The 11,579-nt window shown below is 68.4% G+C and carries 9 protein-coding genes and 2 pseudogenes; 4 read left to right on the plus strand and 7 right to left on the minus strand.

The features are described from left to right. Positions 1-252 precede the first annotated feature (252 nt). The 3 genes from ACWD5D_RS44370 to ACWD5D_RS44380 all read right to left on the minus strand — a co-directional run bounded on the left by ACWD5D_RS44370 (position 253) and on the right by ACWD5D_RS44380 (position 2,927). Positions 253-459: a DUF2399 domain-containing protein gene (locus ACWD5D_RS44370; protein WP_451378435.1), complete on the minus strand. Its 207-nt coding sequence runs from the start codon at positions 457-459 to the stop codon at positions 253-255. 340 nt (positions 460-799) lie between these two features. Beyond that, positions 800-1,699 (minus strand): NAD-dependent protein deacetylase, encoded by a 900-nt coding sequence (locus tag ACWD5D_RS44375; RefSeq protein WP_451378436.1) that lies wholly within the window; start codon positions 1,697-1,699, stop codon positions 800-802. A gap of 739 nt (positions 1,700-2,438) precedes the next feature. After that, positions 2,439-2,927, minus strand: a complete 489-nt coding sequence (locus tag ACWD5D_RS44380; RefSeq protein WP_451378437.1) for a GNAT family N-acetyltransferase — start codon at positions 2,925-2,927, stop codon at positions 2,439-2,441. Positions 2,928-3,447: 520 nt separating this feature from the next. Here ACWD5D_RS44380 and ACWD5D_RS44385 point away from each other — a divergent pair. Continuing rightward, the gene (locus ACWD5D_RS44385; protein ID WP_451378438.1) at positions 3,448-3,954 is read left to right on the plus strand and encodes an allene oxide cyclase barrel-like domain-containing protein; all 507 of its coding nucleotides are present in this window, start codon (positions 3,448-3,450) and stop codon (positions 3,952-3,954) included. 199 nt (positions 3,955-4,153) lie between these two features. Here the strand turns inward: ACWD5D_RS44385 and ACWD5D_RS44390 are convergent. After that, positions 4,154-5,253 (minus strand): annotated as a pseudogene (locus tag ACWD5D_RS44390) (IS110 family transposase). 953 nt (positions 5,254-6,206) lie between these two features. Here ACWD5D_RS44390 and ACWD5D_RS44395 point away from each other — a divergent pair. Beyond that, a complete protein-coding gene (locus ACWD5D_RS44395; RefSeq protein WP_451378439.1) occupies positions 6,207-7,022 on the plus strand; it encodes a hypothetical protein in 816 nt (271 codons plus the stop codon). A gap of 370 nt (positions 7,023-7,392) precedes the next feature. Here ACWD5D_RS44395 and ACWD5D_RS44400 read toward each other — a convergent pair whose 3' ends face one another. Beyond that, the gene (locus ACWD5D_RS44400) at positions 7,393-7,521 is read right to left on the minus strand and encodes a hypothetical protein (RefSeq protein WP_451378440.1); all 129 of its coding nucleotides are present in this window, start codon (positions 7,519-7,521) and stop codon (positions 7,393-7,395) included. After that, a complete protein-coding gene (locus tag ACWD5D_RS44405; RefSeq protein WP_451378441.1) occupies positions 7,518-8,657 on the minus strand; it encodes a PucR family transcriptional regulator in 1,140 nt (379 codons plus the stop codon). Before ACWD5D_RS44405 ends, ACWD5D_RS44400 begins: the two co-directional genes overlap by 4 nt. Before the next feature lie 132 nt (positions 8,658-8,789). Here ACWD5D_RS44405 and ACWD5D_RS44410 point away from each other — a divergent pair. Together ACWD5D_RS44410 and ACWD5D_RS44415 are read left to right on the plus strand one after the other, a co-directional pair. Further along, a pseudogene (locus tag ACWD5D_RS44410) lies at positions 8,790-9,808 on the plus strand (ferredoxin reductase). Positions 9,809-9,815: 7 nt separating this feature from the next. Beyond that, on the plus strand, positions 9,816-10,934 hold the full coding sequence (locus ACWD5D_RS44415; RefSeq protein ID WP_451378442.1) for a fatty acid desaturase family protein: 1,119 nt from the start codon (positions 9,816-9,818) through the stop codon (positions 10,932-10,934). 514 nt (positions 10,935-11,448) lie between these two features. Here the strand turns inward: ACWD5D_RS44415 and ACWD5D_RS44420 are convergent. Next, on the minus strand, positions 11,449-11,579 hold a 131-nt coding region (locus ACWD5D_RS44420), incomplete at its 5' end, for a hypothetical protein (RefSeq protein WP_451378443.1).

Genomic DNA, 11,579 nt, shown 5'->3' on the forward strand with positions numbered 1-11,579 from the left:
ATTGAGGGCCTCCTTCCCGAGCTCGCACCTACCCGGACAGTAGGTACCACCGGGCTGAGCAAGGAAGGGGGCCCGGCCCTCATAGGGTCAGGTCAAAGCCCCTTTGTAGCGGGCTCAAGAATCGCCACACACTCCACGTGCGACGTCATCGGAATCACGTCACGTGTCGGCCAGGCCGGAATAGTCGCAGGTCAGCGCGAGTTCCCGATCACTCAGAGCTACCGCCTGGCCGCCCGGAGCGTCAAACGAGCGTCATGGGCAGCCAGGGGGGCGCTTCTGCTGAGCGGCACCAACGAGGTCTTCCAACGACACATCAGCCACCAGCGCCTCCATCACCGCGGTGCCGTGCTCTGCCATGGCCTCGGCCAACTCGGGATCCCACGGCGCCTCGGTGGTGCGCCCTGGCTGAGGGCCATGGGGCGTGCGGACGACCACTGCACGGTAGTCCGCTGCCGTCATGCGCCAGGGATGCGCCCGATGTCTTGCCAGCGTCGCACCCACCGCGTCTCCGGCGTGATCTCCAGTACACCACCGATATCGAGGATGATGCAGATCACGGTCACGCGAACAGCCTCTCTTCCTGGGGCCCTACGCGCGAACCCAGACGCTGCCCGCTGGTGATCCATGACGACACTGTCATGCTTCACCACGGGGCATGGTCAAGCGATCTTCGGACCCCGCGGCTGTGCTGTTTCTCCCGCCGGTCACGTCCGAGGCGCCGTGCGCGGCAGCGATCCCTCCACTCCGAGAGGTCGGCGCGGTGACCCGCGGTACCGCCGCACTGCCGTCACGACTGCACTCAGGCCGTCGCCTGGCCCTCGATGAGAATGTCCAGCCGGTCGGCCACGGTGGTGAGGGCCGTGCCCAGGGGGAGCGCGACCCGGGTCAGGGCGTGCGGGTCGCCCCGGGTCGGGTCTCGGTTGACGATCAGCACCGGCTTCCCGGCCTGGACTGCCTGACGGACGAACCGGAGCCCGGACATCACCGTCAGTGAGGAGCCCAGGACCAGCAACGAGGCCGCCTCCCGGACCAGCTCGCGACAGTGCTCGACCCGCTGCGGCGGCACGGCTTCGCCGAAGAACACCACATCGGGTTTGAGGATTCCGCCGCAGACCGCGCAGGGCACCACGCGAAAGTCCCCCACCTGAGCGTCGGTGAGATCGGCGTCACCGTCCGGATTGATTCCGGCGGCCACCGGCTCGAAGCCAGGATTGGCCTCCTCCAGCCGCCGGGCGAGTTCGCGGCGCGGGCTGAAGGCGCCGCAGGAAAGGCATCGAACCCGGTCCAGGCTTCCGTGGAGTTCCACGACGTCCTTGCTGCCGGCGGCCTGGTGCAGGCCGTCGACGTTCTGGGTGATCACACCCGAAAGCAGGCCGTGCCGTCCGAACGCGGCCACAGTCCGGTGCCCGGCGTTGGGACGGGCACGGCCGAAGGTGCGCCAGCCGAGGTGGCTGCGTGCCCAGTACCGGCGCCGGGCCTGGGCGCTGCCGGTGAAGTCCTGGTAGGTCATCGGGGTGTGCCTACTCAGGCTCCCGCCCTCACCCCGGTAGTCGGGGATGCCCGACTCCGTGGAGATGCCCGCCCCGCTGAGCACCAGCACACCGCCGGTGCTCAGCGCATCGGCGACCGGCCCGAGATCCGTGGTGCCCGGCGGCAGGTCCTCGGTGGGGGTCCAGCTCAGAGTGGGGCGCATGCGCATGCTGCCAGGGTACGGAACAAATCAACTTCCCTTCGTCCGCACTGGTCAGCACAACGGCGCACCGTGCTGATGGGGCTATCCGGGCCGTATCGGCGCGGCCCGTCACGCAGCAGGCGCAGGGACGGGGACCCGCGGAGGGCCGGTGCGTCGGTGTGGATGATGAGCATGCCGATCAGGGCACTCGTCCCGGTGGCGACCACGAACCCGGCGAGGACCAGCCGGTCCTGCCGGAACCCCTCCCGGGCCGCGAGTCCGAGCACCATCACCGACCATCGTCACCAGCAGCACATCCGAGCCGTGCAACCAGCCCGACTTGCATCTTTACGCGTCAGAGGCGGTTTCGAGGGCGTATTGCAGACCCTCAGAGAGTCCCGTGCGTCAGACGTGCGTCATCGCCACAGCTGTACGTCAGACGCGCCCGGATCGCAGTGCCAGCGCCTCATTCAAGACGGAGACGGAAACCCGTGACTCATGTTCGGGGAACGCCCAGATGGGTGATGATGTTGCGCGAGCGCCGGGCAGCCACGTGACGGACATGCCGGTGCTGCACACGCGACTCCTGGCGGATGTGCTCGCCCTCCGCGCCCCGTATCGGAGCGTTATCTGCTGGCCTATTCGTCCTCCTCAAGTGGGTACACACGGTTGACGACGGCACACACGGAGCGCGTGGCGTCCAGCGGCTCCTGCGTGCCGGCCACCATGCAGGCGAAGCCGGTTCCCTACGAATCGGCACACCGCGTCATTGCGAAGGAATGCGAAACTCGAATTCGGGACGGTCCCACGGCACGGCGGGCGGGTTCGCGAACGCGGTCCCGGTCCGCACCGCACCGACGCGGTGGTAGAAATCCTCGGCGGGAAGATGCGACACGACCTTGACACGGTCGAGCCCTCCGGCACGGGCCTCGGACTGCATGTGCGCGACGAGCAGTCGTCCGATACCCCGTCCTTGCGCTTCGTCGGCGACGAACAGCAGGTCGAGCTCCGGTGGAGCGAGGACGAGCGAGTAGAACCCGAGGACCCGGCCTCCATGCTCGTCGGCGCCGACGGCTACGAAGGCGCGGTGGGCCTCGATGTAATCAGGACCGACCCGGTAGCCCGCGACTGCGGTTGCGTACTTACCCTCGTAGGCGCTTGAGCCACGCACGAGCCGCGTGAGCCGTTTGGCATCCCGCGCGACGGCCCTCCGTATCGTGATCGGCTGACTGATCGGGGAAGTGCGTGAACTCATCGGGAGAGTATTTCGCACCGGGGAGTGCCTTCGTGCGGCGGGTCGGCTGCTCGGGCAGGCGTTCCTGCCCCGCTCCCGGGAACCACTCGCTCAGGCCCCGGTCGACCACGTCACTGCCGCCGAATCGGCCGCCCGCACGCAGCCACTGGACGCCCGAACCGATGCGGAGGAGCCGGAGAACGGGGGGTCGACGGCTGCTTCCTTTGGGCCTGCCGTGGCGAAGCCGATCCGGTAGGGGAATTCCGAGCCAGCCTCGTGAGGTGGGTCATCCTCGACCTGTTCGCCGTCCCCGGCGGCTGGAGCCACGCCCTCAGAAGCCTCGCCGGGCCGCGCCTTAGTACTCCAGCTGTGGATGGCGATCTTCGTAGTGCGCGGTCGGCCGGGCCGTCACTCGTCCCGGGTTGGTCCGACTGGTCGGATCTGACGGTGGGTCGCGCCGGGACGTTCCGGGCGGCGGCAGAGCCAAGGTTATGAATGCGGCACCTGCCCCTCCATGAACATCAACCACAGGAGCCACACAATGCGCCCCATCAAGGCAGCCTGTCTCGGCACGGCCACTGCGCTGGTAACCCTTCTCGCCGGCGCCCCTGTCGCGGCTGCCGCGACGGACACCGATGTCGCCCAGGCCAAGGGCGGAGACCAAGTCATCACACTCATCGGCCATCTCGCGCAGCAGACGCGCTTCCCCGTCAACCCCGGAGGCAGCCCCGCCCAGGGCGATCGGACCGTCTTCCGCTCGGACCTCTTCGACCAGCAAGGCAACCAGGTCGGCGACACCGGCGGCACCTGCACCACCACCCGGGTCGACAACGGCGGAGCGGAGGAGTGCGTCGTGAACTACAACCTCCCGGGCGGCCAACTCACCGTGCAGGGGATGGTCTTCGGCATTCTCAACCCGGGCCCTCCACCTTCGTTCGACAACGCGATCACCGGCGGCACCGGGGCGTTCGACCGGGCTCGTGGCTCGGTCCACGCCGACACGATCGGTACGGGCACGAGGCGCTTCACGATCGACCTCGACCGCTGACCGACCCTGCCCCCGCCCCGTGAGAAGGCTGGGCCGTCCACGGCACGGCCCAGCGGCTCGATCGGTCCCATTGGCTCCGCCGCAACCAGGCTCGATCCCAGGCCATCGACCATCAGCGACAAGCCGCCCAGGCATGAAGATCGCGATCTACAACTGGGGTATCAGGGGCTTCTCGTCGAACGCCGCTCTCACACTGCCCCTATAACGGAGGTGACGACTGCACTGGTCTGACCAGGTGGAAGACCTCCCGGGCCGCGTAGCGCTTGAGGCTTCGGACTATCTCGCGCCGGGTCTTGCCCTCCTTGCTGCGACGCTCGTAGTAGTCCTGGGTGCGCGGGTCGACGCGGAGGCGGGTCTGCACGATCCGGTGCAGGGCCGCGTTCGCTTGCCGGTCGCCGCCGCGGTTGAGGCGACGGTACTGCCGACTGCCCGAGGAACGCTCGACCGGGCTGACCCCGCACAGCGCCGCGAACGACGCCTCACTGCCCAGGCGTTCCGGGTTGTCTCCGATCGTGATCAGCAAAGTGACGGCTGTGTCCGGGCCGATGCCCACTACCTCGAGCAGCTGCGGAGCGTGGCGTTCCACCAACCGAGTCAGGCGGCCTCCCAGGTCCTGGATCTCTTCGCTGAGCTGTCTGATGCGCCGGGCCAGGAGAGCCAGGGTGACGTGGGTGGCGTGGAGCACCGCCCCTTCGTCGGCCTCGTGGTTCAAGCTGTCGTCGACGAGCCGTGCGCAGGTGCGGAAGAGGTCTGCGTTGCCCAGCCCGGCAAGTTCCTCCCTCAGCTGCGGATCAGCACGGATGAGGACAGCCTTGAGCTGGTTGATCGCCTGGGTGCGGGCCTTGACCGCCGAGTCCTTGGCCAGCTTGTACATCCGGGCGATCTCCACCGGCCCGTCGCCAGTCTTGGCCTGGGCGCGTGCCCGTCCGCTCAGCACCGCCCGGGCCGCGTTCTCGGCATCGAGCGGGTCCGACTTGCCGCGACGGCGGCGGTCGGCCCGGTCGAACCGGTTCACATCGAAAACGTCCACGCCCTGGGCCAGCAGGTAGCGGGACAGGGCCGCCCCGAAGGAACCGGTCCCTTCCACTCCGGCCCGCCGCACCGTACCCGACACCCTGGCCACCCCAGCAGGTTGCGGTACCCAGCCGCACTGGCCGGGAACTCCGCGGTGCCGATCACTTCCCCCACCAGGGAGAGCACGGCGGCCACATGGGCATCCCGGTGCGTGTCCACTCCCAGGACCACCTCCGCCGTCGGCCGGCGCCGACGAGAACGCGAAGCGGATGGTGTGCCGGTCACGTTCGTTCCCTTTCAGGCCGACGGCTTACCTAGCCGGCATCGGACCGGGCGGACGGTCAGAATCGTGATGACGCCTGTCCGGCAAGCCCCTATCGAGACACGCCCGGTCAGCCCGAGACCAGCAACGCGCCGCCCCCGGCCGGTGGTCGACACAGTGTGAGCAGCACACTTCCGGTCAGGCATCTCAGGAGTCAGACCCCGCCGCAGGACAGCACCCACCTACCGTTCTCCGTCTATCCGGCTTGCAGCCACGTCAGCCCGCTCGTTCGGACGAATCGAGTCGAAGCACCGGTCGCCTACCACCGGAACTGGCACCATGCCGCCGTCGTGCGTCACCTCGAGTCGAAGGCGGACCATTGGAACGGCGGGTCAATGAGCGGCAGCTGTCGGTGTTGCAGTGGGTGGGAGCCGGGTGCCCTGCCGGCGTATGGGAGACCAGTTCCTACAAGACCACCTGCCAGGCACTGCACAACCGGGGCCTGGTCACGGTCTCCCGGAAAGCCGGGCAGTGGAGCGTCGCCCTGACGAGCGCCGGCCGGCACTACCTGGCACACGGCACGTACCCTCCCCGCGGATCACGCCCGCGGAACACCCAGGCCGCCGCTCCACGCCCCCAGTCCACCGGAGCGCAGGCGACTCCGGCTGCCGAGCGGAAGCCACGCCCTCCATCACAGCCTCGCTTAACGTTCACAGAGCAGCTGCTGCAAGAACTCGCGGAGGCCGGCGGCAGGATCGTCAAGAGCGGCAGCGGTCCCGGCTTGGAGAAGTGGCCGTCCCGCGTCGCCGCCGCACGCAGGTCCGGAAGGGTTCCGGAGACGAAGGAGCTGTACGGAAGCTGGTGCCGTGACGGGTACGAGATCAAGCTCGTCGACATTCCCGCCTGGCGTCTTGCCGTCCTCGAACCCGTCCCCGTGCCTTCGCGGCTCGCTCGACCGCACGCCGTGGTGCGGGCCATGCAGAACGAACGCCAGCCGCTGGGCCTGACCAAGCCCGTCCAAGGACGCGCTCTCCGGCTCATCCAGGCATTGATCACCGCTGCCGAGGCCGACGGACACACCTGCTCGGCCGGGCAGACCGGCTTCGCACCCCCACCTCATCGCCGCCGCAGGGCAAATCCCCACTTCACCATCACCGCACAGGGCCAGCCAGTGGGGTTTGTCGTCCTCCAGGAACAGGACCGGGCCGAGCACGTTGCCACCGAGAAGGAACTCGCCGACGCCAAGAAGCACTCCTGGGTCAGAATCCCCCGCTTCGACTACACCCCGTCCGAACGCCTCCGCTTTATCCTCAGCGGCGGCCAGCCACACCGGGCGAGCGAATGGGCCGACGCTCCCGGCCGCCCCCTCGAAAAGCAGCTCGCCGAGATCGCACAGGAGGTCACGCTTCGCGGCGAAGCCGCCGAACGCAGACGCCAGGACGAGGCCGAAGCGGCACGCCAGAAGCGCATCCGCTGGGAAACCGCCATGGAACAAGCCCGCATCCAGTACGCGGAGGCGTACCGCGTGCGGTACCTCGAAGCACGGGAAGCGGCATGGCGCCACGCCATCCGACTGACCGAGTACGTGAGCGCGGCGCGCACACGAGTCGAGGCCATGCCACCCGGGCAGACCAGAACCGACGCCGAAGCATGGATCAGCTGGGCAGCGGCCACCGTTGAGCGCCTCGACCCATTGAACACACCGCCCCGGCTGCCCGACATCCCGAGCCCACAAGCCGACGACCTGAAACCCTTCCTCGGGCACTGGAGCCCTTACGATCCCACCTACTGAACGCCCGCACCGCACATTGTGCGCCCACAACCGCAGTTCAAGAGCTCTTGGCGACCGGTACAATCGCGGCACACCGACCTGGTGGGTCATCGGAAAGATGTCGACCTGAGCGATCTTCGGAAAACTCGAGGTCAGATCCCATTTCCTGGCCCATCGCCATGCTTGTGGGTGCCCAGGGAGTCAAACGGGCGTCACGGCCGACAGTCCGCCCTTTCAACCCGGTCGCTCCAGCCTTCGCCAACACCCTGCTCGACGCGACCGGCGTCCTCCTCGGCCAACTCCCGCTCAGTCGCGACCGGGTGTGGCTGGTCGTGCGAGACGCGGGCCTGACGGATCGACAGGTGGGCGACTCGTGGTGGAACGCTCCCTGTCAGCCGACCTGCTGCACCTTGATCGCGTCGCTCACCCGAACCGTCCCGGCTGCAAGGACGTCCAGGTAGACACCGAGCACGATGCCGGGATCCGCCGGGAGTTCGTGGACGGCCGAAGTACGCGTCAACTGGCCCTAAGACCGACCGCCAGCGTCAGTTCAAGGACCCGGTGTGGCGATGCGAGATCCGGAAACAGCTCCCGCAGCTGCGACATCCGGTACCGGACTGTCTGGGGATGGACGAACAACGCCGCCGCCACCTCGTCCCGCCTGCCCTGGTGCAGCAGCCACGCCCGCAACGTCTCCTCCAGCCGCCGTGCGGTCGCGACAGGCAAGGTGCGCAACGGTGCGAGGGCTCGGGCACGCAGGTCTGCGAACGCGTCCACGTCAGCGCTCAGCACCAGCTCGGGCAGGTGGTCCTCGGTGTCGCGGATATCAGAGGAGAGGGAGCGCGCGCGTACGGCTCGTGTGTACGAGGCCGACGCACGAGTCCATGGCCGGGCCGGGCCGACCACGGCGGTGCGGTCGGTCAGCTGCCGCAAGAGATGTGATCGGTCGGCATCGGGGACGAGCAGCACACCGGTGGCGTCCGGCAGATCGTCGAGGACGAGGGTGCTCGGGTCGAGCGCGTGGTAGGCAGGCCGGGCCTGGGCGGCGGGCAGCAGGACCGCCGTCAGCGAATCCGGAGGCTGCCATCCGGCCCGTTGAGCAGAGGCCAGCAGCACGTCCGGGCTCACGCCGGCGAGGAGGTCGCGGGCCAGGTGTTCCAGGTGGCGCTCGTGGGCCCTGCCCCGGGCGGCCAGTTCGTCGGCGTGGCCCGCGGCGCTCGCGGCGGAGAGCTCGTCGATGTAGGCGAAGGTCAGCTCGGCGAACTTGGCGACCTCGGCGGCGGGCAGACCTGCGGGCACGGCGCCCGCTGCCAGGCATCGCCAGGCCACGCGGGCGCCGACGCGGTAGGCGTTGAGCAGGGCGTCCATCGAACGGCCGTCGCGCACCTCGCCGCGGCCCAGCTCGTAGGCTGCGTCACCGGCGTCGCCGCCCGTGGCGTTCCCGCTCGCGAGGTCCAGGTAGTGCCCCAGAGCGGTGCGGACGGCTCGGCGGATGGTGGCGCCCATATGACCCGACAGGGCGTTGGCGTAGGAGGGGACTTCGTCGATGATCGCCTGGACGACCTCGTCGGCGGTGGTCTTCAGCGCGGCCCTCAGTGCGGTGACCGTCGTCTCATCCAGGGCCAGTTCGCTGGCCCTCCGGATTGCATGGCTCACGTCTTTGTTTCCTGCGAACAATTCCACCCACCAGATTCACGTCCTGCGGTCAGGACTTTACGCCCTGAGGCGCAGCAAGCTGGAGTCATGACGAGTGCAACCCTCCGCAGCAGGGCGTGGAAACTGCTGGAGATGGTCACGACGCCGCTGCTGCCGTCGGACTACCTCGACCTGGTCAGCCCACTGCGTGCGGGCGTGAGCTGCGTGGGCGCATCGAGGCCGTGCACCCCGAGACGGATGACGCCGCGACTGTCGTGATCAGGCCGGGACGGGGCTGGCGCGGCCACACAGCCGGTCAGTACGTGCGGATCGGGGTCGACGTCGACGGGGTGCGCCTGTGGCGTGCCTACTCCCTCACCTCGCCGACGAACCGCCAGGACGGCCGCCTCACGATCACCGTGAAGGCGATCCCGGACGGCAAGGTCAGTAACCATCTGGTCCGCAGGGCGAAATCGGGCACGTTGATCCAGCTCGACCAGGCGACCGGTGACTTCGTGCTGCCGCGGGCCAAGCCCGCCAAGGTGCTCTACCTGACGGCCGGCAGTGGCATCACGCCCGTGATGGGCATGCTGCGCGACATCGAGTTCGACGACGTCGTCATGGTCCACTGCGCGCCACGGCCGCAGGACGTGATCTTCCGCGACGAACTGCACGATCTGGTCGCGGACAAGAAGCTGCGGCTCATCGAGGTGCACACCGCCACAGACGGCATGCTCGACATCGCCCGTCTCGACGAACTCGTGCCCGACTGGGCCGAGCGCGAGACCTGGGCTTGCGGGCCCACGGGCCTGCTCGACGCCGCCGAAGAGCACTGGAGCGGGCACGGCGTCCAAGAGCGCCTGCACACCGAACGCTTCCGCCCCGGCATCGTCGTCGCCGGCGACGGATGCGGCGGCGGCGAGGTCACGTTCAGCGCCACCGGCAAGACCGTCGACGCGGACGGCGATACGCCGTTGCTGGACGTCGGCGAGGAGGCCGGCGTCCTCATGCCGTCCGGGTGCCGCATGGGCATCTGCTTCGGCTGCGTCACGCCGCTCAAGGCGGGCGCCGTCCGAGACCTGCGTACCGGCGAGATCACCGAGGCCGAGCCGGGCGTCCTCATCCAGACCTGTGTGTCCGCCGCGGCGGGCCCTTGCGACATCGACCGGTAGGAGCACCTTGACCGCCATCGACCCCACCGCCCATCTGACGGCGGAGCAGATCGAGGAGCTCGGCCACGAGCTGGACGCGATCCGCGACGAAGTGATCGCCGGACGCGGCGAGAAAGACGCCGCCTACATCCGTAGGGTCATCTCGGCGCAGCGCAAGCTCGAGCTGGTCAGCAGGGGCGTGCTGCTGTTCTCGATCTTCCCGCCCGCGTGGCTGCTCGGCACCGCCGGTCTGTCCGTGGCGAAGATCGTGGACAACATGGAGATCGGCCACAACATCCTGCACGGCCAGTGGGACTGGATGCGGGACCCGAAGATCCACTCCACCACCTGGGAGTGGGACCACGTCTCGCCGGCCGAGCAGTGGAAGCACTCGCACAACGAGCTGCATCACACGTACACCAACGTGATCGGCAAGGACAACGACCTCGGCTACGGCATCATGCGCGTCGACGAGGACCAGAAGTGGCACCCGTTCCACCTCGGCCAGCCGCTGTGGAACTTCATCAACGCCTGCTTCTTCGAGTACGGCATCGCAGCTTACGACCTGGAGCTCGGCAAGAACCTGAACAAGCGCCGCCGTAAGAACCCGGAGTTCCGCGCGCGGGCCAAGGCCGTGGGCCGCAAGATCCGCAAGCAGGTGCTCAAGGACTACGTGATCCACCCGCTGCTGTCGGGCCCGTCGTTCCTCCCCACGCTCGCCGCCACGTTCACCGCGAACCTGGTCCGCAACATCTGGTCCCACTCCGTGATCATGTGCGGGCACTTCCCCGAGGGCGTGCAGGTCTTCGAGCGCCGGTCGATCAAGGGCGAGACGCGCGGCCAGTGGTACCTGCGCCAGATGATGGGCTCGGCGAACATCAGCGGCAGCAGGGCCATGCACTTCATGACGGGCAACCTGTCGCACCAGATCGAGCACCACCTGTTCCCGGACCTGCCGAGCAACCGGTACGCCGAGGTCGCGGTGAAGGTGCGCGCGCTGTTCGAGAAGTACGAGCTGGAGTACGTCACCGGACCGCTGCCCAAGCAGGTGTTCTCCGCGTGGCGCAAGGTCTTCCGGCTCTCGCTGCCGAACAAGAAGCCCGAGGTCAAGACGCCGGACCGTGAGCAGGAGCTCGTCGCCGCCTGATTGTTACAAGCGCCTGGCTCACGAACCCGAGGTCAGGCGCCCTTGTCCGCAGGCTCCAGAATCGCCACGCACTCCACGTGATGCGTCATCGGAAACACGTCACAAGGTGTGTGGACGGGAGGAGAATCTGCAGGTCACATGGGGTTTTCCTGCCTTGGGCGCGGGCTGTGAGGCGGCCGGAGCGTCAAATGAGCGTCATGTCTGACGAACTTTCTCTCCTCCTTTAGCCGGTACACCGGGCTGTCTGCGGTTCCGATGCCCGTGGCCGTCATGTTGCTGCTCGGGCGGCAGGTCAGCTGCTGGAGGTGCTGCGGGATGCCCGGCGCAGCGCTCGCCACCGGACCGCCCGGGCCGACCCGGTGGGCCGGTGGGCCGGTGGGCCGGTGGGCCGGTGGGCCGGTGGGCCGGTGGGCCGGTGATGAGGCTGGACATCAGGACCGACTCGTCGCCGGGTTTCACCTTGTGCACATCGGCGTCCGCCCCCGGACGCCTGCCACGCCTGCCCGGGTGCGGTTCAGGCGTCGATGATGACGGGGATGATGAGGGGCTGGCGGCGGTGGGTGCGGAACGCCCAGTTCGCCACGGCACGGGCGACGAGTTGTTCGAGTTGGCGCGCGTCCCCGACACCTTCCTCGGCCGCGGTGG

This window comes from Streptomyces sp. NPDC002520 (assembly GCF_053595235.1).